Annotated in this window: 24 protein-coding genes and 1 pseudogene; 20 read left to right on the top strand and 5 right to left on the bottom strand. The window is 64.8% G+C overall.

Translation table 11 applies throughout. The features are described from left to right. The first annotated feature begins 1 nt into the window (after position 1). From SA496_RS22440 to SA496_RS22390, 11 genes are all read left to right on the top strand, one after another. Complete coding sequence (locus SA496_RS22440) at positions 2 to 547, top strand: PilN domain-containing protein (protein WP_120654439.1); 546 nt, start codon at positions 2 to 4, stop codon at positions 545 to 547. Further along, a complete protein-coding gene (locus SA496_RS22435; protein WP_120654440.1) occupies positions 534 to 1,085 on the top strand; it encodes a GspMb/PilO family protein in 552 nt (183 codons plus the stop codon). Before SA496_RS22440 ends, SA496_RS22435 begins: the two co-directional genes overlap by 14 nt. A 2-nt stretch (positions 1,086 to 1,087) precedes the next feature. Beyond that, positions 1,088 to 1,585 (top strand): secretion system X translation initiation factor, encoded by a 498-nt coding sequence (locus SA496_RS22430; RefSeq protein WP_330114489.1) that lies wholly within the window; start codon positions 1,088 to 1,090, stop codon positions 1,583 to 1,585. Continuing rightward, on the top strand, positions 1,582 to 3,402 hold the full coding sequence (locus SA496_RS22425) for a type II secretion system protein GspD (RefSeq protein WP_330114488.1): 1,821 nt from the start codon (positions 1,582 to 1,584) through the stop codon (positions 3,400 to 3,402). Before SA496_RS22430 ends, SA496_RS22425 begins: the two co-directional genes overlap by 4 nt. A 3-nt stretch (positions 3,403 to 3,405) precedes the next feature. Further along, entirely contained in the window at positions 3,406 to 3,876 is a 471-nt protein-coding gene (locus tag SA496_RS22420) for a type II secretion system protein (RefSeq protein ID WP_330114487.1), read from the top strand. A 2-nt stretch (positions 3,877 to 3,878) separates the two neighbouring features. Continuing rightward, positions 3,879 to 4,253: a type II secretion system protein gene (locus SA496_RS22415; RefSeq protein ID WP_120654444.1), complete on the top strand. Its 375-nt coding sequence runs from the start codon at positions 3,879 to 3,881 to the stop codon at positions 4,251 to 4,253. Next, positions 4,240 to 4,728 carry a type II secretion system protein gene (locus tag SA496_RS22410; RefSeq protein WP_120654445.1) on the top strand — a complete coding sequence of 163 codons (489 nt, stop codon included), beginning with the start codon at positions 4,240 to 4,242 and terminating at the stop codon, positions 4,726 to 4,728. The genes SA496_RS22415 and SA496_RS22410 overlap by 14 nt, the downstream gene beginning before the upstream one ends. Continuing rightward, entirely contained in the window at positions 4,725 to 5,117 is a 393-nt protein-coding gene (gene csgE, locus SA496_RS22405; protein ID WP_153920569.1) for a curli production assembly/transport protein CsgE, read from the top strand. Before SA496_RS22410 ends, csgE begins: the two co-directional genes overlap by 4 nt. Next, complete coding sequence (locus SA496_RS22400) at positions 5,114 to 5,515, top strand: curli assembly protein CsgF (RefSeq protein WP_120654447.1); 402 nt, start codon at positions 5,114 to 5,116, stop codon at positions 5,513 to 5,515. The genes csgE and SA496_RS22400 overlap by 4 nt, the downstream gene beginning before the upstream one ends. A gap of 27 nt (positions 5,516 to 5,542) precedes the next feature. Next, positions 5,543 to 6,388 carry a CsgG/HfaB family protein gene (locus SA496_RS22395; protein ID WP_120654448.1) on the top strand — a complete coding sequence of 282 codons (846 nt, stop codon included), beginning with the start codon at positions 5,543 to 5,545 and terminating at the stop codon, positions 6,386 to 6,388. A gap of 77 nt (positions 6,389 to 6,465) precedes the next feature. Further along, a complete protein-coding gene (locus SA496_RS22390) occupies positions 6,466 to 6,774 on the top strand; it encodes a hypothetical protein (protein WP_120654449.1) in 309 nt (102 codons plus the stop codon). 158 nt (positions 6,775 to 6,932) lie between these two features. Here the strand turns inward: SA496_RS22390 and SA496_RS22385 are convergent, their stop codons facing one another. From SA496_RS22385 to SA496_RS22365, 5 genes are read right to left on the bottom strand one after another with little or no spacing between them, the layout of a single operon-like run. After that, positions 6,933 to 7,229, bottom strand: coding sequence for a hypothetical protein (locus SA496_RS22385; protein WP_153920568.1), 297 nt, complete (start codon positions 7,227 to 7,229; stop codon positions 6,933 to 6,935). A gap of 44 nt (positions 7,230 to 7,273) precedes the next feature. Then, entirely contained in the window at positions 7,274 to 8,656 is a 1,383-nt protein-coding gene (locus tag SA496_RS22380) for a curlin (RefSeq protein WP_330114486.1), read from the bottom strand. Positions 8,657 to 8,709: 53 nt separating this feature from the next. Continuing rightward, entirely contained in the window at positions 8,710 to 9,180 is a 471-nt protein-coding gene (locus SA496_RS22375; protein WP_120654452.1) for a curlin, read from the bottom strand. Positions 9,181 to 9,190: 10 nt separating this feature from the next. Then, the gene (locus SA496_RS22370) at positions 9,191 to 11,416 is read right to left on the bottom strand and encodes an Ig-like domain-containing protein (protein WP_330114485.1); all 2,226 of its coding nucleotides are present in this window, start codon (positions 11,414 to 11,416) and stop codon (positions 9,191 to 9,193) included. Positions 11,417 to 11,455: 39 nt separating this feature from the next. Continuing rightward, entirely contained in the window at positions 11,456 to 12,817 is a 1,362-nt protein-coding gene (locus SA496_RS22365; RefSeq protein ID WP_120654454.1) for a hypothetical protein, read from the bottom strand. 385 nt (positions 12,818 to 13,202) lie between these two features. On the opposite strand from SA496_RS22365, the gene SA496_RS22360 reads away from it, so the two are divergent. From SA496_RS22360 to SA496_RS22325, 9 genes and pseudogenes are all read left to right on the top strand, one after another. Then, complete coding sequence (locus SA496_RS22360; RefSeq protein ID WP_153920560.1) at positions 13,203 to 14,657, top strand: sensor histidine kinase; 1,455 nt, start codon at positions 13,203 to 13,205, stop codon at positions 14,655 to 14,657. Further along, positions 14,657 to 16,054, top strand: coding sequence for a sigma-54-dependent transcriptional regulator (locus tag SA496_RS22355; protein WP_330114484.1), 1,398 nt, complete (start codon positions 14,657 to 14,659; stop codon positions 16,052 to 16,054). The genes SA496_RS22360 and SA496_RS22355 overlap by 1 nt, the downstream gene beginning before the upstream one ends. Before the next feature lie 313 nt (positions 16,055 to 16,367). Continuing rightward, on the top strand, positions 16,368 to 16,613 hold the full coding sequence (locus SA496_RS22350; protein ID WP_330114483.1) for a DUF3203 family protein: 246 nt from the start codon (positions 16,368 to 16,370) through the stop codon (positions 16,611 to 16,613). An 81-nt stretch (positions 16,614 to 16,694) separates the two neighbouring features. Then, on the top strand, positions 16,695 to 16,874 hold the full coding sequence (locus SA496_RS22345) for a hypothetical protein (RefSeq protein WP_120654458.1): 180 nt from the start codon (positions 16,695 to 16,697) through the stop codon (positions 16,872 to 16,874). A gap of 196 nt (positions 16,875 to 17,070) precedes the next feature. Then, positions 17,071 to 17,844 (top strand): annotated as a pseudogene (locus SA496_RS29345) (PAS domain-containing protein); the annotation flags it as partial. Positions 17,845 to 18,000: 156 nt separating this feature from the next. Then, a complete protein-coding gene (locus tag SA496_RS29340; RefSeq protein ID WP_256673142.1) occupies positions 18,001 to 18,432 on the top strand; it encodes a methyl-accepting chemotaxis protein in 432 nt (143 codons plus the stop codon). Positions 18,433 to 19,007: 575 nt separating this feature from the next. Next, a complete protein-coding gene (locus SA496_RS22335; RefSeq protein WP_330114482.1) occupies positions 19,008 to 21,362 on the top strand; it encodes a TonB-dependent receptor in 2,355 nt (784 codons plus the stop codon). 21 nt (positions 21,363 to 21,383) lie between these two features. After that, entirely contained in the window at positions 21,384 to 22,268 is an 885-nt protein-coding gene (locus tag SA496_RS22330; RefSeq protein ID WP_120654461.1) for a TauD/TfdA dioxygenase family protein, read from the top strand. A gap of 13 nt (positions 22,269 to 22,281) precedes the next feature. Further along, positions 22,282 to 22,905: a glutathione S-transferase C-terminal domain-containing protein gene (locus SA496_RS22325; RefSeq protein WP_330114481.1), complete on the top strand. Its 624-nt coding sequence runs from the start codon at positions 22,282 to 22,284 to the stop codon at positions 22,903 to 22,905. The last annotated feature ends 10 nt before the right edge of the window (positions 22,906 to 22,915 follow it).

Below are 22,915 nucleotides of genomic sequence, written 5' to 3'. Positions count from 1 at the left end.
AATGCGCCAGATCGATCTCGACTTCCAGCACAAACCTGTTTCCAGCGTCCCCGGCTGGCTGCTGCTCGGCGGCGGGATGCTGATGTCAGTGCTGATGCTCGCTGCGCACCAGGACATTGGCGCCGAGACCGATGCACGCACTGCCGAATTGCAACGCGTCGATCAGCAATTGCAGAAACGCGGCCTGCGCCAAGCACCGCTTTCGGCCGGAGAAGAGAAGGCCCGCGCCGCCAGCGTGGCGGAGCTGCGGCGCATCACTGCACAGATGAACCTGCCGTGGGATGGCCTGTTCGCCATGCTCGAAGGGCAGTCGCGCAAGGACATCGCTTTGCTGTCCCTGACTCCCGATGCCCGCAAGGGCCAGCTGCGCATCTCCGCCGAGGCGCGCGACCTGCCGGCCATGCTGGCCTTCCACCGGGAACTGGAAGCCAGCGACGCGCTGAGCGATGTCTCGCTGCTCAACCACGAAATGGTCACCGAGCAGGCCGAGCGGCCCATTCGCTTCAACTTGCTGGCGAACTGGGGGGTGAAGGATGCGCGTCCCTAGGCTGATCCTCATCGAACAGACCCGGCGCCTCGGTTGGCCGGGTCTGGCCGGCGGCACACTGCTGGCCCTGGCCCTGGGCTATGCCCTGCTGGGGCTGCTGCCAGCGCGCCAGGCGTTGGCCAACCTGGATCTCCAACTGGCTGCGGATCGCGCGCAACTGTCGGCTGCCGCCAGCGTCGTTTCCAGCAAGCCGACCAGTGACGCGTCGTCGGCCCAGTTGGAAGACTTCCGCCGCAACCTGCCGGCGCAACTGGACGCCACCGGCGCCATCGACCGCATCTACGCCCTGGCCAGGGAAGAGGGCATCTCACTGGCCCGTGGCGAATACGCCCTCGGACTCGATCCCAAGACCCGCCTGGCGCGCTACCAGGTACTGCTGCCAGTGCGCGGCAGCTACCCGCAACTGCGCCGTTTCCTCCATGGCCTGCAGGCACAACTGCCGGCCCTGGCCCTGGAAGAGGTGGACCTGCAACGCAAGCAGATTGCCGACTCGGAACTCGAGGGGCGTATCCGCATGACCCTGTATCTGGCGAGGTGACCATGGCACGCCGTCTGTTCTGGTTGGCATTCCTCGGCTCGGCCGCCGTTCTGGCGGTGGTCCCTGAGTTCTTCAGCGAGCAGGCCGAACCCATGGCCATGCCGCGCCCACCACGCCTGGCGGCAACGCCCGAGACCGCCGCGCAGGTACCTGCGCCAGTGGCGTCGGCGCTGTCCGAGGTCGCGGTACCGGCGGCCGACCTGTTCGCTGTGCAGAGCTGGTATGTGGCACCACCGCCGCCTCCGGCGATGGCCTCCGTGGCGTCACCCCCGCCACCGAAGCCAACCGCGCCGCCATTGCCGTTCAAGTTCATCGGCAAGATGGATGACCGCCAGCAAATGCAGGTTTTCCTGATGCGCGGCGAGCAAGTGCTGGTGGTGCGTGAAGGCGACCTGATCGACAAGACCTACAAGGTCCAGCGCATCGATCCCGAGCGCATGACGCTGGTCTACCTGCCCCTGGACATCGCCCAGACCCTGGTCGTGGGGAGTTCGCTATGAGCCGCCTGACCTGCTGCCTGGCACTGGTGCTACTCGCCGGTTGCGCCACCAATCTGGCCCAACGTGAAGGGCTGGATCTGATCGATGCCGGCCAGTTCGAGGAAGGCCTGGCCAAGCTGGAGCAGACGGCGCGCGAGTCGCCCCGCGATGTCGGCGCGCAGATGGCCCTGACCACCCAGCGCGAGCGCGCAGTGAAGGCGTTGCTCAGCAACGGTGACCTCGCACGCAGCCAGCGTGACTTCGCCACCGCACGCCTGAACTACGAGCGCGTACTGCGCATCGAGAGCCACAACCAGCGGGCGCTGGACGGCCTGCACATGATCGAGCAACAGCGCAACATCCAGGACATGCTGCGCCAGGGCCAGACCGACCTGCGCCGGGGTGATGTGGTCGGCGCCTCGCGCCAGGTGCGCGGCATTTTCGCCCTGGACCCCGAGCATGAAGGCGCCCGCGAATTGAAACGCAGCATCGAAGTGGTCCAGGCGCGCTCCGCCGTGCCCTATCCGCAGCTGCGTTCGCGACTGGACCGGCCAGTGACCCTGGAGTTTCGCGACGCCAACCTCAAGGTGATCTTCGAAGTGCTGGCGCAGACCTCGGGACTGAACTTCATCTTCGACAAGGATGTGCGCCCGGACCTCAAGGCCACCATCTTCGTCCGCGAGGTGCCGATCGAGGATGCGGTGGATCTGCTGCTGCAACAGAACCAGCTGCACCAGCGCGTGGTGAACGACAACACCATCGTCGTCTACCCCGACTCGCCGCAGAAGCTGAAGGATTACCAGGACCTGGTGATGCGCACCTTCTACCTGACCAATACCGACGCGGCGACGGCGATGAACCTGGTCAAGACGCTGTTGAAAACCCGCGACGTGTTCATCGACGAGCGCCTCAACACCCTGACCATGCGCGATACGCCAGACGCCGTGCGCATGGCGGAAAAACTCTTCCAGGCCCAGGACCAGTCCAACCCCGAGGTGGTGCTGGAAGTGGAAGTGATGGAGGTATCGCGCAAGCGCATCCTCGACCTCGGCCTGCAATGGCCCAACACCTTCGGTGTGATCAACGACGACGGCTCGCCCGTGACCATTCTCGACCAGCTCAAGGGCATCGATTCCGGTCGCATCAGCATCTCGCCGTCGCCGCAGCTGAAGATCAACGCCCAGGACAACGACGTGAACACCCTGGCCAGCCCGGTGATCCGCGTCAGCAACCGCGAGCAGGCCCGTGTCCATATCGGTCAGCGGGTACCCATCGTCAGCGCCACGTCGGTGCCTTCCACCCAGGGCCCGGTAATCACCGAGAGCATCACCTACCTGGACGTCGGCCTGAAGCTGGAGGTACAGCCCACGGTGCACCTGAACAACGAGGTGGCCATCAAGATCGCCCTGGAGGTAAGCAACGCCACTCCTCTGACCCCGACCCAGGCGGGCACCATCCCGGTCCAGGTGGACACTCGCAACGCCCAGACCACTCTGCGCCTGCGTGACGGCGAAACTCAGGTCCTGGCGGGCCTGGTGCGCAACGACCAGTCCAACAGCGGCAACAAGATTCCGGGCCTCGGCGACATTCCCGGCATCGGCCGGCTGTTCGGCAGCAACAACGACCAGCTCGCCAAGTCCGAGCTGGTGCTCTCCATCACCCCGCGCATCGTGCGCAACCTGCCGTACCAGAGCCCCTACGACATGGAGTTCCCCTCGGGCACCGAGAGCAGCATGCGCGTGCCGACGGTGCGCGGCCCGGTGGAAGCCCTTGGCGTCGATTTGCCCGATGCACCGGCGGTGGTGGTCAGCCCCGCTCCCATCAGTGGGAGGCCCTGAACCATGCAACGCCAGGCTGCCTTCTCGCTGATCGAACTGGTGATCGCCATGGCCATTCTCGGCCTGCTTGCCGGCATGGCCGCGCCGCTGGCCGAAACCGTGATCCAGCGTGGCAAGGAACAGGCACTTAAGGCCGCCCTCTACGAGATCCGCGACGCCATCGATGCCTACAAGCTGGCCGCGGACGCCGGGCATATCGAGAAATCCGCCGCCAGCTCCGGTTACCCGGCGTCGCTTTCGGTACTGGTGGAAGGGGTGCGTGACCTGCGCAGCATCAAGGGCGAGCGCATCTACTTCCTGCGCCGCATTCCACGCGATCCTTTCGCCGACACCCGCCTGGAGCCCGAGGAAAACTGGGGCCTGCGCGCCTATACCCGCCCGGCGAACGACCCGCGGCCCGGCGTGGACGTGTTCGACGTCTATTCCTTGTCCTCCGGCCGTGGACTCAATGGCACGCTTTACCGGGAGTGGTGACGATGACTCGGCAGAAGGGCTTCACCCTCATCGAACTGCTGGTGGTCATGGCCATCATCGCCACGCTGATGACCATTGCCGTGCCGCGCTATTTCTCCAGCCTGGAGAACTCCAAGGAGACCACCCTGCGCCAGAGCCTCTCGGTCATGCGCGAGGCCCTGGACCAGTTCTACGGCGATACCGGGCGCTATCCTGATTCGATAGAGGAACTCGTTGCCCAGCGCTACCTGCGCGCCCTGCCACAGGACCCGATGACCGAGCGCAGCGACCTGTGGGTGGTACTGCCTCCCCCGGAAGGCGCGCCGGGCAGCGTCTACGACGTCAAGAGCGGCGCCCCGGGCCGGGCGCGTGACGGGAGCCTCTATGCGGACTGGTGAGCAGGGTTTCACCTACCTCGGCGTGCTCTTCCTCGTGATGCTGATGGGGATGGCACTGGCCGGCGCGGGACAGCTCTGGTCCACCAGCAGCCAGCGCGCCCGCGAGCGCGACCTGCTCTGGGTCGGCAGCCAGTACGCCCAGGCCCTGCGCAGTTACTACCGCTCCTCGCCGGGGGTGGCGCAGTACCCGGCGACCCTGGAAGAGCTGCTGGAAGACAACCGTTTCCCGCAGGCCGTCAGGCACTTGAGGCAGCTCTATCCCGACCCCATCACCGGCAGCACGGACTGGGGCCTGATCCGCTCCTTCGACGGACGCATCGCCGGCATCTACAGTCAGGCCCGCCAGCGCCCGATGAAACAGGCGCACTTCCCCGCGCAATGGGTGGAGTTCGAAGGCACGGGCAGCTATGCCGACTGGCGCTTCGTCGCCGAGAAAGCCTTCATGGAGAACACGCCGGCGAGGGCCTTGCCATGAGCCGCGCACCGCTGCTGGCCGTCCTCGCTCTGTGCTGCGCCCTGGGCGCGGCGCGTGCTGATGAAGACGAGATCATGGGCTTCATCGTCGACTACACCATTTCCCACATCGGCCACGACTTCTATCGCTCCTTCAGTGAGCGCCTGCGCGACACCAGCAAGCTGGATTTCAACCTGGTGGTGCGCGAACGCCCCGATGCCCGCTGGGGCAGCCTGATCTGGGTGGAGTACGAGCAACGCGTGCTCTACCGCCAGTTTCTTCCGCCCAACACCGCAGAACTGCAACCCACTGCCTATGCAGCGGCGGACCTGGTGCTGGAGGCCATCGCCCAAACGAAGCTGCAACGCCTCCTGCAAGACACACACGACATGGAGAGGGACGAACTATGAACAAGAACAGACTTGCCCTGTGGTTGCTCGGGTTCGGCCTGGTCGGATCGGTCCAGGCTACCGAGCTGGTGTACACCCCGGTCAACCCCGCGTTCGGCGGCAACCCGCTCAATGGCACCTGGCTGTTGAACAACGCCCAGGCGCAGAACGATCACGATGACCCGGACTCCCGCTCCACGGCGACCCGGCAGAGTGCCCTGGAACGGTTCACCAGCACCCTGGAATCGCGCCTGCTGTCGCAGTTGCTGACCAATATCGAGGAGGGCAATACCGGCAGCCTCACCACCGAGTCCTTCATCATCAACATGATCGACGATGGTGGTCAGCTGACCATCGAAATCACCGATCGCGCCACCGGCGAAGTTTCGGAAGTCGTCGTCAACGGCCTGCTCCCCTAATCCAGGCATCGACAGGAAGCCACGACCATGAACAGAGTGCTGATGCTGGTCCTGCTGCTCGCCACCCTGCAAGGCTGCGGCCTGCGCCAGCCGATGTCGGCCGATACCGAAGGCCAGACGCCAACGCTGACCCCGCGCGCCTCGACCTATTACGACCTGCTGAACCTGCCACGACCCAAGGGCCGGCTGGTGGCGGCCGTGTACGGCTTCCGCGACCAGACCGGACAGTACAAGCCGACCCCGGCCAGTTCCTTCTCCACCAGCGTCACCCAGGGCGCCGCCAGCATGCTGGTTGATGCGCTGCAGGCCAGCGGCTGGTTCATGGTGCTGGAACGCGAGGGGCTGCAGAACGTGCTGACCGAACGCAAGATCATCCGTGCCTCGCAGAACAAACCCAATACGCCGGCGAACATCCAGACCCAGCTGCCGCCGTTGCAGGCCGCCAATCTGTTGCTGGAGGGCGGCATCATCGCCTACGACACCAACGTGCGCAGCGGCGGCGAAGGCGCCCGTTACCTTGGCATCGGCGCTTCCCACGAGTACCGGGTCGACCAGGTCTCGGTGAATCTGCGCGCGGTGGACGTGCGCAGCGGCACGGTTCTGGCCAACGTGATGACCACCAAGACCATCTACTCGGTGGGTCAGAGCGCCAGCGTGTTCAAGTTCATCGAGTTCAAGGAACTGCTGGAGGCCGAGGCCGGTTACACCACCAACGAACCGGCACAGCTGTGCGTGCTGTCAGCTATCGAATCCGCCGTGGCCCACCTCATTGCCCAGGGCGTGGAACGCCGGCTGTGGTCGGCGGCCGGGGACCAGCCGGTGGAACAGACCTCGCTGAAAAAGTACATGGGGGCGCAGGTCTCCATCCACTGACCCTCCGTCGCCATGGCGGAACCCGCTCCCGCGTTCGGGTGGTCAACCTTGTGTGACTACCCAGCGGGGAGCCCGCCATGACCACGCCGATTACCCGTAACACCGCCATGCGCCTGGCCAGCGAAGCCTTCGTACCCTACGGCTGCAAGGTAAGAAGCCACGAAGCGGACGACAGCTTCAGCCTCACCGTCCACGACCTGCAGGGCCAGGTAGTACTGTCCATCGAGAACATCCAGAGCACGCAGTACGCCAACCCGTTGCGGCTGGCCGGGGTGATCGGGCAGGCCCGCGCCGACCTGCAGCGCCAGGGGCGCAACCTGGACCCTTGGGCCATGCCCTTCATTCCTGATCCGGAAGTATTGCCCGAAGCACCGCCGGTCTATTGATGCCAGTGGATCTGGTGCGAGGGGCGGCTGCGCAGCCCTTCGCGAATGAATTCGCTCCCACTAGATGACCGGTGGGGCTCGATGGGCAGGTCTGTGTCCTGCTTGGCGAATGAATTCGCCCCCACAGGTAAAGCCATAGTCCCGGTTGGCGGGCCGCCCTAAAGCACGGCCCACTCCGCCTGAGCTTCCTGCTCCACGCCTTCTACCCACCATCTGAGCTGCGCTTCGACTTGCGTTCCCGGCGCAAGCTGGAGGGTGTTGGTTACCGGGCAGGTTCGGTCGGCCACACCGCTCTGGCGCGACCGGCTGCGGCCGGCGGGGCCTTGGGCGGTGACCTGGAGTTCGTAGCGGATGGCGGGCGTGGGGTTGGCGAAGCACAGGCGCACTTCGGCCTGGCCGGGGGCCAGAGGGTGCAACTGGAGGCTGGCGCTGGCCAGCAGGGCGGCGAGGAGCATGGGGAAAAGACCGCCGCCCACGAAGGGGCGGCGGCATCGGGGGACTACTGCTGGACGACGATGGCGCTGTTGCCGGTGCCGTTCTGGTCGATAACGGAGTTCTGGTTGAAGTTGCTCTGGGTGACCAGGGCCTGGTTGTCCCAGCCCACCTGGGTGACGACGGATACGTTGTTCATGTCGGCCTGGGTGATGATGGCGCTGTTGCCGCCACCGGCGCTTTGGAAGATCTGGCTCAGGTTGTCGCTGCCGGACTGGTCGACTTCGACACTGTTGCCGATACCTTCGCTGGAGCCTTCTGCCAGGTTGCCGCCTTCACGCTGGGCGACCACCAGGGTGTTGTCGTCGCCAGTCTGGTCGAAGTACAGCTCGTTGAAGTTGCCTTCCTGGGTGAAGTTGGCGGTGTTGCCGTTGCCGTTCTGGCTCAGCTCCACGGTCTGGTCGCTGCCGAACTGGCCGCCCTCCTGGGCGCCTTGCCAGTTACTGGCGTAGACATTGTTGTCGATGCCATTCTGGTCGACCGTCAGGTTGAGATTCGTGCCTTCCTGGTAGGTCAGGCTGAGGTTGCTGTTGCCGGTCTGGGTGACGGTGCTGGTGGAGTCGGTGGATTCGTACTGGTCGGCCCAGGCAGCGTTGGCGTCGCCGGTCTGGGTCATTGTGGCCACGTTGCCCGAGCCGAAGCTCTGGTCCACGACCACTTCATTGAGGGCGCCGCCGCCCTGGTCGATGGTGGCCACGCTGTTGTCCTGTTCGGTCTGCCAGATTTCGGCGTAGCCGGTCTCGCCGCTCTGGAATATCACCGCCTGGTTATCGTTGCTGGGACCGGTCTGATCTACGTAGCCCTCGTTGTCGCTGCCCGATTGCTGGATCTCGATACGGCTGCCGGTCTGGTCCACTTGCCAGGTGCCTGCCTGGTTGTGGGTGCCGCTCTGGTTGATGGTGGTCGTATTGTTCGTGCCGAATGTCTGCTCGGCATCGGCGATGTTTCGCTGGTCGACCTGGGTAATGTTGACCGTGCTGGCTATCTGGCTGTCCTGGAAGCTGAACGCGTCGTTCTCGCTGCCATTCTGAGTCACGTTGGCCTGGCTGTTCTCGTTGAACCATTGCTCGCTGTGGGCGAGGTTCCATTCACCGCTCTGGGTGTGGGTGACCTGGCTTTCGGTTTCCGTGTTCTGCACCGCGGTGGAGGCGTTGTACTCGCCGTCCTGGGTCTGGGAGACGGTACCGGTTCCGTCTGCCTGGTTGGCGTAGGCATTGTTGCCATCGCCGGTCTGGAGCTGGGTAGCGGTGCTGGAGGGCGCGGCGGCCTGCTGCACTTCGGCGATGTTCTCCAGGCCACTCTGGGTCTGGGTCGATTGGCTGTCGTCGGCGAAGGCCTGGATGCTGACTAGGGCCAGGATAGCTGCGGCGAGCGGTTTGTACTGGAACATGGTGTTGCCTCCTGGGGACGGTCCCCGCGAGTCGTTGGATCGTGAGTGCGCCTTCAGTGCTGGATCACCTGCACGCTGAGGCCGTTTCCGTACTGGGTAACGCTGCTGTTCAGTCCGTCCCCGGACTGCACGATGGATGCGCTGTTGTCGGCACCGACCTGGCCGATCTCGGCCCGGTTGTTGGTGCCACTCTGGGAGATGTAGGCCTGGTTGCCCGTGCCCTGCTGGGAGATGGACGCCAGGTTCTGCACACCTTCCTGGAGGATGTAGGCCTCCTGGTCGCTGCCGTTCTGGATGATCTGTCCCAGCAACGAATGCCCGTCCTGCGTCAGCAACGCGACATTCGCGTCGCCCAGCTGGCGCACCAGGGCCTGTTGGTCCAGCGGGGCGCCTTGCGGGCTTGCGAGGTCGGTGTTGCCGCCGGCCAGGTCGAAGTTGTCCATCAGGTCCGCCGCCTGCGGCACGCCACTTCCGAGCCCGAGGACCAGGAGGAGGACGGTGCGCGACAGGACGGCGGCGTTCATGGCCAGCCTCCTAGCGGGGAACCAGGGTTACGGTGCGAACCGTGCCCTGAGAGGTGGTGATGGTGGCCGTCGGGCTCGCGGTGGGAACCGCGCCGGTGGTGGTCACCGACATCCGCCAGCGTCCGCTTGCCGGCACCACGACCGAGCCCAGGTCCAGCAGGCCGGTGGTGGTGGTCACCTGGACCCGCACACTGTTGCCGACGGTGACCGAGCTGGTGCCGTCCAGGGCCCAGGTCACCCGGTTGTTGGAGCGCAGGGTGAACTCGTTGGTGGCGACGGTGAAGTTCTCCGCAGCGGCCGGTGGCGGCGATACCTGCACGGTCACGTTCACCTGGGTGGAGAGGGCGCCGAAGGCGTCCCGGGCCTGGTAGGTGAAGGTGGCGGCGAAGGCAGCGGTGACATTGGCCGGCGGGGTGTAGGTGATGCTGGTGCCGTTGGTGCTCACCGTGCCCTGGCCGGCTGCCGGCTGGGTGAGGTTGACCACGGTCAGCGGCACGTTGCCTTCCGGATCGCTGTCGTTGGTCAGCACGTTCAGGGTCAGCGGTACGCCGAGTGTCGCGCCGGTATCGGCGGTGGCCACAGGCGGCTGGTTGGGGCTGACACTGACCGTGACGGTCGCCGGAGCCGACGCCGCGCCGCGTATGTCTTGGGCGCGGTAGGTGAAGGTCGCGGTGAGCGGGCTGTTGACCACCGGCGGCGGCGTGTAGATCACGCTGGTGCTGCCGTTCAGGGCCACGGTGCCGAGGCCGGGGGCGGGCTGGTTCAGATCGGTGATGCTGAGCGGGACGTCGCCGTCGGCATCACTGTCGTTGGCCAGCACGGCGATGGTCACCGGTACGCCGAAGCTGGTGCTGGCACCGTCGCTGAGCGCCACCGGCGGCTGGTTGGGCACTTCTTCCGGTGCGCTGCCGACCACCACCACAGGCTCGGTATCGGCACCGCCAGCGGCGGACTTGACCGTAACCACAGCTGGCGGCTGAGCCAGATCAGTGACCCGCAGGGACTGCAGGACGCCGGCCTTGGTCAGACGGCCGAAGCCCTGGGCGGCGAGGTCGGGAATCTGCACCTCATCGCTGGAGCTGGCTTCGATGGTCAGCGAATGGTCGGCCCAGTTGTAGCGAGCGGTGCTGACTTTCACCACGTCCGTGACTTCCTTGGAAAGCGAAGTCGGTTTGGTGGCGCCCGACGGGTCGGTAGCGGTCACCACGACGAAGGGCGGCAGCACGCCCGGTGCCGGGTTGTGGGCGAAGAAGAAGCCGGCGCCGTCGTTGACCATGTCCGCCAGGCAGGCCGGGTTGGTACCGTCCTGGACCAGCTCCAGGGTTTCCCGGTAGCAGAAGTCGGCATCTTCCGGACCATTGGCGAACACTTCCAGGCGCGTGCCCTGGTTGGTGCGCCGGTAGCTGGCCCGTTCGATTTCCACCGGGGTGGCGGCGCGGGAGTCGAACACCTTGCCGGAGACCGAGAACAGGTCGGTACGGATGGTCCCCGCCGGCCCGCTGATCTCGACGTAGTTGGTGTCGAAGGGGCTGCCCGTCACGGCCGAGGGGACGTTGGGGTCGCCGATGAACTGCTCTGCTTCGCCGGTTTCCGGATTGGTGCCCGGATAGGGGTAGCCAGGGCCTTTCAGGAAGGGGCCGACGTCGCCGGTGAGGGCACCACTGAACACGCCTGGCGCGCCGATACCGATATCGCGGGTCATGTTGATGGCGCGACGGCCACTTCGTTCTGCGATATCAGCCGCGGTCACGTCGAAGACATCCACGCCGTAGGGGTGGGTGACCGTGTATCTGCCCGGCGTGGGGATGGTGGCGCGGATGCGGATGCGCGCGAAGCTCTGCTGGTCGCCGACGCGCGGCACTTCCAGGGCAAAGGCGGCTTCGACGGCAGCGGTGTAGACCTCGAGGCCGTAATTGCCCGCGTCCGGGATGCTGGCCTCGGCCATGAACCAGAACAGCTCGCTGGGCCAGTTGTTGGGGAAGACCATCGGCTGCAGGTCATCGAACTGGCCCGGTTCCGGCAGCAGGGTGCACATGTAGCCGCCGGTGGGGCTGAGGGCCTTGGATTGGCAGAGCTCCAGGCTCTGGCCGTCGCTGTCCTGGTACCACTGCGGGAAATAGCCGGTGGATGCGGTGTATGGGCCTGGGTGGACCGCCTCGAGGGCGGCCTCGGCCGTGTCGATGCCTTCGACAGCGAGACCCAGGGTTGTGAGAAGCAGGCAGGGCCACTTGTTCATGTTGCCTCCTGGCGCTTGAGCGCTCGGCTCTGGGTTCGCTTAGGGAAGAATGACCACTTCTTCGGTATCACTGCCGCCGCTGAGCGAGGTGACGGTCACCTTCGCGGGAGGTGTGGGGGTGATGCCGGTGGTAAGCGACTTGGTGGCGCCGTCCCCGCTGAGCGTCCCGATGGCGGCGCCGCTACTGGTGGTGGCGGTGAGTTCCGGGGGCGAGGTTTCGTCGCTGCTGCTGGCTACCACTGTCAGTTCGCCGGAGTTCAGGTTGTATTCGGCGCGCTCGATCCGAACGAGATCGACCAGTGGGGCGCTCAGGGTGGTGGGCGTGCTCTCCGGAATGGCCACGCTGTTGTCGGCGTTGATCGTGACGCTGGCCGGCAGGGTCGGATTGCCGGTGGACTGGCCGTACCAGTTGCCGGTGGCGTTGGCTTCGGTCATGGCCACTGCGTCGCCGGCGCTGTCCTCGTAGTCGGCGGTGCCGGGGGGCGGCGGCGCCATCACGAAGACGTCCTGCTGGGCGCTGGCCCCGGCTTCACCTGCACTGCGCGAGTAGGTGGAGCGCTGGACGATCACCGGAGTCGGCCGGACCACCTCGGAGAGCTTTCCGGAGACGGCGAACAGGTTGGTGCGCAGGTCAATGCCGCCAGGGCCCTGGATGCGCACGTAGTTGGTGTTGAAAGGACTGCCGGTGACCGGCTCGTTCAGATTGGGGTCGCCGATGAAACGCTCGGAAAGGGTGGTTTCCGGGTTCACCTCGGTATAGGGGCCGTTGACGCTGCGCAGGAACGGACCGATGTCGCCGCCCAGGGCGCCGTTGTAGGTCTTGGGTGCACCGATGCCGATGTCGCGGGTCATGTTGATGGCGCGGCCACCGTCGGCTCCGAACTCGGCCGCGGTGACTTCGAAGACCTCCACGCCATAGGGGTGGGTGATGGTGTAGGTACCGATGGTTGGGACATCCACCCGGATGCGGATGCGGGCGAAGCTGATCTGGTCGCCCTCGGCCGGAGTTTCCACCGCGAAGGCGGCCTCGATCGCCGAGCCCCAATCGAGGTTGATACCGCTGGCTGCGTCGGCGATGGCTGCGTCGGCGGTGAACCAGAAGGCTTCCGGCGGGAAGTTGGTGGGGAAGACCAGCGGCTGGGCATCGTCGTACACGCCAGGCTCTGGCAGCAGCGAGCACATGTAGCCGGGTGCTCCAGGTGCACCGGGAGCCCGCGAGCTCACTGCCTTGGACAGGCAGAGGTCGAGCGTACGGCCGTGGGTGTCCTGGTACCAGGCAGCGAAGGAACCGATATCGGGGTTGTATGGGCCGGGGTCCACGTCGAACAGGGCGGCGGGAACCTGGTCTGCCGCGACGATCAGGAGGAACGAAGTGGTGGCCTTGGAGAGTGTGCGTTGCATGAGCGTTTCCTCTTGCAATGTGGGCGCCTCCCTGCGGAATCGCGTCGTCACAGGCTGGCTGACCGGCCCTCCGCAACGACCGTGCCAGTGTTTCGAGATCGCCTCGCAAAGCCGCGCCGTACAGGGCTCACGGCCGTCGCCGAAATAAACGCCGAGCAGGCCGCCGAGGTGGGGGAGGCCCCCCACAACTGGGTGAATTTGGGGGTGGTGGGGGAGTGGGGAAAAGCCGGGGAATGGCTGGGTTAATTCTGGGGAAACCGCATGGGGCGCGGCTTTCAGGCGCTATGGGGGAAACCGGCCTGGTTTATGCACCGGTACAAGTGTCCAAGGCCGCCCGGTTGGCACGACGGGCCGAACCCATCACGCAACGCATAGGAAGGCTTCCATGAGCGCTCTGTCGGTGATCTGGGATAGGTATGCGATCGGCAAGACCGGCGATTCGCCACCGCAATTCAACCTGCTGCGCTGGTTCTCGCTGGTCAGCCTGGTGGTGATCGCCAGCGTGGCCATTGGCCTGGGCATCATCTCCACGCGCTTCGTGGTGACCGAGAGCATCGAGCGCGACGCGATGCTCAGCTCGCAGTTCATCCAGTCCATCGCCTCGGCCGAAATCCGTCATGTGGCGCTGCCGGCGAGCATGACCATGGGCGAATTGCTGGACGCCCGCCAGGACGGGCACCATCCGCAGCACATGCTGGAAGCCCGGCAGCGGGCCCGCAACGAATTCCTCGACCACCTCTCCATGCTGCCCGATGCCCTGCTGGCCAACATCTATGGCGCCGACCGGGTGATCGTCTGGTCCACCAACCCGGCGCTGGTGGGCAAGGACATGAGTGGCAACGACGATCTGGAACAGGCTTTTTCTTCACCGATGCAAGTCGCCTCCAGCTATGACGAGGTCACCGGAGGGCGTGCCGAGCAGAAGTTCCTGCGGGCACCTCGCACCCTGTTCATCGAGAACTACATCCCGTTGCTGGACGACCAGGGCAACGTGGCCTCGGTAGTGGAAATCTACAAGGAGCCCCGTGACCTGGTGCAGCGCATCCAGCGTGGCTTCGTGCTGATCTGGATGGCCACTGCCATCGGCGGCGGGCTGATCTATTTAGGCCTGTTCTGGATCGTGCGCCGGGCCTCGGGCCTGCTGGCCCGGCAGCAGAGCCTGCTGATCGCCAACGAAACTTTCGTCGCCCTGGGTGAGATGTCTTCCGCGGTGGCCCACAGCCTGCGCAATCCGCTGGCGGCGATACGCTCCAGTGCCGAACTCGCCCAGGAACTCGTGGACCCGCCGGTACGCAAGAACGTCGCGGACATCATCAGCCAGGTGGACCGTATGTCGAAGTGGGTACGCGAACTGCTGATTTCGGCGCGGCCGCTGTCCGGTGACTCCGAGGCAGTGGAACCGGTGGCAGTGATCAGCGAGGCGCTGCACGGCTTCGACCAGCAGATTCGCCATTCCGGTGTGCGGGTGGAGTTCCATGCCGAGGCGGCGCCGGCGGTGGTCAGCCACAAGGTGCTGCTGGCGCAGGTGCTCAACAGCCTGTTCGCCAACGCCATCGAAGCCATGCCCAATGGCGGCCTGCTACGCATCGAGGTCAAGCCCGACAGCACCGGCAAGCGCCTGCTGCTGGCCATCACCGATACCGGTCAGGGCATGACGCGCAAGCAGGAAACCATGGCCTTCAAGCCCTACTACACCACCAAGCAGGGTGGCCTCGGCGTGGGCCTGGTGATGGTCAAGCGGATCATGGAACGCTTCGGCGGCAAGGTCAGCCTGACCAGCCGCGAGCGTGAAGGCACCCGCATCTGCCTGAACTTCAAGGTTGCTGGAGGACGGGTGTGATGGAACACAGCGTATTGATAGTCGAAGACGACGAGCTGCTGGCCGGCAATATCCAGACTTACCTGGAGCGCAAGAACTTCGAGGCCCTGGTATGCCATTCGGCTGAAGAGGCACTGGAACTGTTGCGGGACCAGGTGCCCGATGTGCTGCTCACCGACAACTCGCTGCCGGGTATGAGCGGTCATGAGCTGATCCGCGAGGTGAGCAACCGTGCTCCGCAGATCAAACCGATCATGATGACCGGCTACGGCAACATCGAGGACGCGGTGCAGGCGATGAAGGCCGGCGCCTTCCACTACCTGACCAAGCCGGTGGCGCTGGCCGAGCTCAAGTTGCTGCTGGACAAGGCCCTGGACGCCCAGCGCCTGGAGCACAAGCTGGACTTCTACCAAAGCCGTGCAGCGCAGAATGCCGGGCTGGCCGCGCTGATCGGCGAGTCGCCGGCGATGATGGAAGTCAAATCCATGGTGCGCCAGTTGCTGGATGCCGAAAGCCGCATGGCCGACGCCGAACTGCCTGCGGTGCTGATCGAAGGCGAGACCGGGACCGGCAAGGAGCTGATCGCCCGCGCTCTGCACTTCGACGGCGCGCGCAGCAATGGCCCCTTCGTCGAGTTCAACTGCGCCTCGATCCCCGCGCACCTGCTGGAGGCCGAGTTGTTTGGCCATGAGAAGGGCGCTTTCACCGATGCCAAGGATCGGCGCCTGGGCCTGGTGGAAGCGGCCGATGGCGGCACCCTGTTCCTCGACGAAGTCGGCGAGATGGACCTGGTGCTCCAGGCCAAGCTGCTCAAGCTGCTGGAAGACCGCACCATCCGCCGCATCGGTTCGGTGAAGGAGCGCAAGGTCAACCTGCGCATCATCAGCGCGACCAACTGCAACCTCGAACAGATGGTTCAGCAGGGCAAGTTCCGCCGCGATCTGTTCTTCCGCCTGCGTATCATCTCTGTCCGTGTGCCTCGGCTTTATGCCCGCGGCGACGACATCCTGCTGCTGGCTCGGCATTTCCTCAAACAGCACGGCAAGCGCTATGGCAAGTCGGGGCTGCATTTCTCCGCCGAGGCCGAGCACCTGCTGCAGAGCTACAGCTGGCCGGGGAACGTGCGCGAGCTGCGCAACATGCTGGAGCAGACCGTGCTGCTGTCGCAGGGGCAACTGATCAGCGCCGCGCAATTGCACATCTGCCCGAGCCTGGTGGAGGACTCCACTGCCCACTACCGCACCGATGGCAATGGTCATGGCGCCGAGCCCGAGGCCGAGCGGGAAATGGTCATTCGCATGCTCGACAAGACCGACTGGAACGTCACCAAGTCCGCCCGCCTCCTGGGCCTGACGCGGGACATGCTGCGCTACCGAATCGAAAAACTGGGCCTGATCCGGCCGGATCGCCGTCACTGATCCGCCACCAGGCCCCGACGTCCACGGGCGTCACAGTTCCCTAGCACTCCCTCTCGCCAATACGGGAGGAGGAGATCCTTGTGGCCGGGCTGCGATCCTGCTCGCATCGCCGCATCGTCCACCGGGGTTCGGTGCCCTCACACCGGCCCCGCTTTCTTATTCCATAGCGCCAGCCCTGCAAGGGGCTGGCGTCTTCGCATCCGGGAACGATTCACGTCTGCCAGGACGAGGAATCCATCGATCAGATTCCCTGAACTTCACTGTCACTTCGCGCTTCTACCGGCATATTCACCTGTCATCCGAGGTGACCGTCATGACCGTCAGCATTGATCTGGATCGCGACCTCTGCAGCCTGGAACTCAACGGCAAGCTGATCGAACTGCCGATCAACCAGATCGTGGTCAGAACCGATGAAGTGATGCGCGCTTCGGTGATCCGGTGCGTGGAGGGCAATGCGGTGATCAGCGAGGACCAGGCGCAGATGCTGATCGGCGCCGGGGCCAAGGATGACCGCAAGCACCTGTTCGTCGACGGAGGAAACGGACCGGGCGAGCACTGATCGATCCTGACGACTGGCAGAACGAAGCGACGCGCACGACGCTCAAATAAAAGTGATCCATCGTTTCTCAAGAGGTCCAGCATGAGCAGCGAACGTAGTAGCGACACGCGCAGACGTGAAAGCAAAACCCTGGCGGACTTTCCGCGCTGGCTGGTCGACCCGGATTACGTCGACCTGGTCCTGGAGCGCGACCCGGATGATCCGCTATTCGACCCCACCCTCGACGACGCGGAAACCTTCCGTCATTCCCATCACGGATAACGAGAATTGCTTTAGCTGTAGCGTCGCCTGACTGGCTGGTGGCAGAATGCGATCAGACACGGATGTCACCCATCTTCATCGCGCAAGCGACCCCTGCAGGCCAGCCAGGCCACCTTCTTCCAGACTCATTTCGCAGTGATTCCCCCGGCCGTCGCCAGGGGTTGTCCACGGTCTCAAGAAGCCGGCAGCGCTGCCGATGCAGGACGTACTTCCCTGCGTTATCACCTCCCCGAGCCCCGACATGTTCAACTCCCGTTTGAAACAGGAACTGCTCAGCCTGCGCGAAGAGCTGTCTTCCATCCAGCAGGTCCGCGACAGCCTCGATGAAGAAATGCTTGCGCTCTACCTCGACGCGCGCGGCCGCATCGAGTCGGTCAACGCCAACTTCGAGCAGGAGATGCTTTACCGCGCCGACCAATTGCTCGGCAAGAGCTTGCTGGAGCTGATCCCTGAACATGTGCGCGGCCTGGACTTTCACCTGAAGGTGAAGACCGCGCTGGACCGTGGCGAGCACCTGGCAGGGGTGGTGCGCCTGCTGCGTGGCGACGGCGAAGAGGCTTGGCTGCGCTGCATCCTGCAGCCGCTGCGCGACAGTACCGGGAAGCTGCAGCGTTTTTCCCTTTACGCCAGCAACCTGACCCGCACTATCGAGACGTCCCGCGAGCATGAGAACCTGATCAACGCCCTGCAGCGTTCGACTGCGGTGATCGAGTTCAACCTACAAGGCGAAGTGCTGACCGCCAATGACCGCTTCCTCGACGGCATGGGCTACAACCTGGAGCAGATTCGCGGCAAGCATCACCGCATGTTTTGCGAGCCGGCGGAATACAACTCCCCGCAGTACCACGCCTTCTGGGACAAGTTGCGTCGTGGCGAATTCGTTGCCGACCGCTTCAAACGCATCGACAAGCATGGCCGCACCGTCTGGCTGGAGGCTTCCTACAACCCGATCATCGATGCCCACGACCGCCTCTACAAAGTGGTCAAGTTCGCCACCGTGATCACCGACCAGGTGAACCGCGAGGCCGCAGTGGCCGAGGCTGCCAGCATCGCCTTCGAAACCTCCAAGGGCACCGACGACAGCGCCCAGCGAGGCGCTGCCGTGGTGCAGCAGACGGTGGAGGTGATGCGCGAGCTGGCTACCCGCATGCAGGAAGCCGTACAGGGCATCGAGGCGCTGGACCAGCAGTCGCAGGTCATCGGCGCCATCGTCAAGAGCATCAGCGGGATCGCCGACCAGACCAACCTGCTGGCCCTCAACGCGGCGATCGAAGCGGCCCGTGCGGGTGAACAGGGGCGCGGTTTCGCGGTGGTTGCCGACGAGGTCCGCCAACTGGCCTCGCGTACCAGTTCGGCAACGGTGGAAATTTCCAAGGTGGTGGAACAGAACCAGCAACTGGCCGAGCGCGCCGTCGCCATGATCGACCGTGGGCGCGAGCAGGCCGAACTTGGCCTGCAACTGTCCGGACAGGCCGGCAACGCCATCGTTGAAATCCAGGACGGCGCGCAACGCGTCGTCAGCGCCATCGGGCAGTTCTCCAGCCACCTCTCGCGCTGATCCCTTGGCCCCGTAGGGTGGAAATCGCTTTTCATTTTCACCTTTGGCGTCCGGCCCGCAGCGTGGTGGTGGAGGGAAAAGCGCCATCCACCCTTTTACGCACTCGGATTGCCAGGATGAAATCGGACTTTCTGCAGGAGCGAAGGGGACGCCGAGTTCTTGCTTGCGAATGATTGTGCTCGGGCTGTTCGCGAGCAAGCTCGCTCCTACCAACCGGTGCCGCTTCCCAGCAGCCTCCGTCCAGCCCATGCACTCCCGGCATCGAAAATATAGGAACAAGGCATTTGTTCCCGCCCTGAGGGCTGGTTTTAAATGCAGGCTCTTATTCCTAGAAGTCCTTTTAAATTAATTAAATATATTTAATGGGAATAAGAATATGACCTTGCAGCCTCCGGGGGAGCCTATGAACAGAGCCGCCGCACCACCTGTCCCGCGCATGATCGGGCGCCGCTGTCGCTGACCGCTTGCCGCGTCATCAGCGCGGGTATCCCGAAATCACTCGATTCATCTCAACGTCGCGCCGACTGCGCGATGCGGCCCCGTTCTGCCCGGGCCTTGGTACAGGAAGCACGCACATGCCATACCGCTCTCTCTCTCGCATTGCCAGGCCATTGGCCCTGCACCGCCTGACGACTCCCGAATACGCCCTGACCCTGTTGCTCGCCCTCGGCGGCCTGGTTACGCCCGCCCATGCCGAAGATTCCGCCGCCAAGCCCGGCGCCAAGGAAGATACGGCGCTGGAGAAAGTCACGGTCACCGCTCGCCGTCGCGAGGAGGACGTGCAAGAGGTGCCGACGCCCATCACGACCCTCAGCGGCGACAATCTCGAGGCGCAGAAGGTCTACAAGGTTCAGGACCTGCAGCAGGTACTGCCCAGCGTCAACGTCGCCTACATCCATGCGCGCCAGTCCAGCGTGGCGGTGCGCGGCATCGGCAATAACCCCGCGAGCGATGGCCTGGAGGGTAGCGCCGGCATCTACCTGGACAACATCTACCTGGGGCGGCCGGGCATGGCCGTGTTCGACCTGCTCGACGTGGAGCAGCTGGAACTGTTGCGGGGACCGCAGGGCACCCTGTTCGGCAAGAACACCACGGCGGGCGTGATCAACATCAGCACCCGCAAGCCCACCTTTACCCCCGAGCGCAGCCTGCAGCTGTCCGGCGGCGAGCGCGGCTACTTCCAGGGCAGGGGCTCGGTATCCGGCGCGCTGACCGAGTCAGTCGCTGGGCGTCTGTCGTTCTATCGCACTCGTGAGGACGGCTATATCGACAACCAGCATGACGGCCGCACCTTCGTAGGCGGCGAGCGGGAAGGCGCACGCGGGCAGTTGCTGTTCGAACCGAACGAAGACTTCAGCCTGCGCTGGATCACCGATTACAACCAGGAGGATTCCACCAACGGTGTCTGGGCGCTGTATGGCGTGTCGGACCGCTTCCGCCAGCGTGCCGCGCTGATCGGCGCCAACCCGCAGCTCGATGTGAAGAAGCGCGAGGTGAACATCGACTCGGTGCAGTCAGTGAATGTCTGGCAGGGAGGATCGTCGCTCGAGGCCAACTGGAACCTGGACAGCGGCTACACCTTCACCTCCATCAGCGGTTACCGCTACTGGCACTTCGTCCCGCACAACGATGCCGACCTCACCGATGTCTCGGCGATCGTCGACAGCGGGGTCGAAGTCCACGACCGGCAGTTCTCCCAGGAATTCCGACTGGCCTCGCCCACCGGTGGTGCCTTCGACTATGTGGTGGGTGCCTACCTGTTCAACCAGAACCTCGGCAACAACACGCGCACCCAGTACGGTCCCTTCGCCGATCTTTACCTCACCGGGGCAAACCGCAACCTCTTCAACAACGTATCCACCCAAACCAACGGCAAGATAGAAACCGACAGCTTCGCGCTGTTCGGCCAGGGTAACTGGCATATCACCGACCGCCTGGACTTCACCTTCGGCCTGCGTGGCACCTACGAGGAGAAGCAGGCGCGGCTGCACCGCTTCGCCCCGGTGGGCGGCGCCAATCTGACCGGGCCGCTGGCGGCTGCACGGCAAGCGCAATTGGGCGCACTGGATACCGGCGACTTCGGCCTGCACAACGCCGCACCGTCCGGGCTGCTCAGCCTCAGCTACAAGGTCAGCGACGGACTGCTCGGCTACGCCAGTCTGGCCCACGGCGAGAAGTCCGGTGGGGTCAACCTGGTGGCGCCTGTGGCGGGGCTGGGAAGCGATTCGCTGATCGTCGGCCCCGAGCGTGCCAACGACGCCGAGCTGGGATTCAAGAGCACCCTCGACGACGGCCGCCTGCTGTTCAACGCGAACATCTTCTGGACCGGTATCCACGGCTACCAGGCCACCACCCTGACCACCACCGCGGCCTCGCTGACGCCCGTATCGGTGCTGGCCAACGCCGGTAGCGTGCGTTCCCGTGGCGTGGAGTTCGAATCCAGTTGGCGCCCGCTGCGCGGGCTGACCCTGAACGCCAACGGCTCGTTCAACGACGTCACCTACCTGAGCTTCAAGGACGCGCCGTGCCCGGGCGAGATCAACACCGTGACCCCCACTGCCAAATGCGACCTCACCGGCGAGCGGGTGGTGGGCGCTTCGCGCTGGATCGGCAACGTCAACGGTGAGTACACCTGGCAGACCGGCAATGGCCTGCGCCCCTACGTCAATGCCAGCTACTCCTACCGTTCCGAAGCCGAAGGCACCCTGGACAACTCCGAGCTTTCCAAGATCGACGGCTACGGCCTGGCCAACTTCGCCGCCGGCATCCGCGCCGATCTCGGTGACGGCCTGCTGGACACCTCGCTCTGGGTGCGCAACGCCTTCGACAAGGACTACTACCTGACCGCCTTCGCCTTCAGCAACGGCGCCTACACCGCTTCCGTGGGCCAGCCGCGCACTGCCGGCGTGTCCCTGCGTTACGACTTCTGACCCGCGACCAAGGAGAACCCCATGAGCACTGTCGTCACCGCCTTGCGCCAGCCCCTCGACGGGCTGCGCATCGAACCCCTCGCCGCACCCCTGGGCGCCGAGGTTCGTGGCCTGGATGGCCGCCGCGACCTGACCTCGGCACAGATCCTCGCCCTCAAGCAGGCCCTGCGCGACCATCACATCCTGATCTTCAAGGGCCAGGAACTGGACGATGCGCAGTACCTGCGTTTCACCTCCTGGTTCGGCTCGGTGTTCCAGCCCCATCCGGATTACCTGGTGCTGTCTTCGGGCACCGACGGCAAGGCGCCGGACATCGTCAAAGTGGCCAACACCGAAGATGGCGAACTGAGCAACATCGCTCTGCCGGCCCACAGCGATCACCACTGGACGCCGACCCCCTCGGCCGGCTCCCTGCTCTACGCGCTGGAGGTCCCGGAGGAGGGCGGCGAAACCACCTGGACCAACCTGGCCCTGGCCTACAGCGCGCTGGACGAAGACACCCGCCGCGAGATCGATGGCCTCAAACTGATCAACTACAACCCCTTCGTGCGCCTGCGTGACGGTTACAACGTCGGCATCACCTACCGCACGCCGGACATCGAACCCATCCAGGGCACCGAGCACCCGCTGGTACGTACCCATCCGGAGAGCGGCAAGCGCCTGCTCTACCTCGGCGTGCACACAGAAGTGGAAATCCCCGGCTACGCCGCGGACAAAGGCGTCGAACTCATCGGCCGCCTGCGCGAGCACCTCAAGGACCCGCGCTTCTCCTACACCCACCGCTGGGAAGTGGGCGACATCGTGTACTGGGACAATCAGGCTACGCTGCACGCCCGCAACGGCTTCCCGGCAACCCAGCGGCGCCGCCTGAAACGCATCAGCCTGGCCGGCAGCCGGCCCTTCTGAGGATAAAACGACCATGACCACATTGTTCATCGCCCCCGGTGCCTGCTCGCTGGCCTCCCACATCGCCGTGCACGAACTGGGGTTGCCTATCCAGATCGAAAAGGTCGCCTTGCGCGCACCGGATTCGCCCATCCACGCCATCAACCCACTGGGCCGCGTGCCCGCCCTGCAACTGGACGACGGCACGGTGCTGACCGAGAACAGCGCCATCCTGCCTTTCCTTGCCGACCAGGTTCCCGGTACTCCGCTGTTCGCTCCGGCCGGCAGCGCCGAGCGCGGGCAGATCCAGGGCTGGCTCGGCTACCTTGCCGCGGAGGTTCACACTGCCTCATTCCGCCCGCTGAACCGCCCGGAGCGTTACTCCGCCGACGAATCCGCGCATACCGGTATCCGTGAACAGGCGCGTATTCAGTTGTTCAAGGCGTTCGAGCACATCGAGCGGCACCTGGAGGGGCGCCAGTGGCTGGTGGGTGAGCGCTTCACCCTGGCGGACATTTATCTCGGCGTCTTCGCCACCTGGTTGACCCGCCTGGGTGCGCCGTTCGATGGCCTGGACAACGTCACCCGTCTGCGCCAGAAGTGGCTCGAACGTCCGGCAGTGCAAGAGGCGCTGCGTGACGAGGGACTGCTCAAGTAACCTGACCGGC

The sequence above is a fragment of the Pseudomonas sp. JS3066 genome, assembly GCF_036328175.1.
Classification (GTDB): Bacteria; Pseudomonadota; Gammaproteobacteria; order Pseudomonadales; family Pseudomonadaceae; genus Metapseudomonas.
The sequence above is the reverse complement of the archived record's forward strand: the minus strand, read 5'-3'. Positions and strand labels throughout refer to the sequence as shown.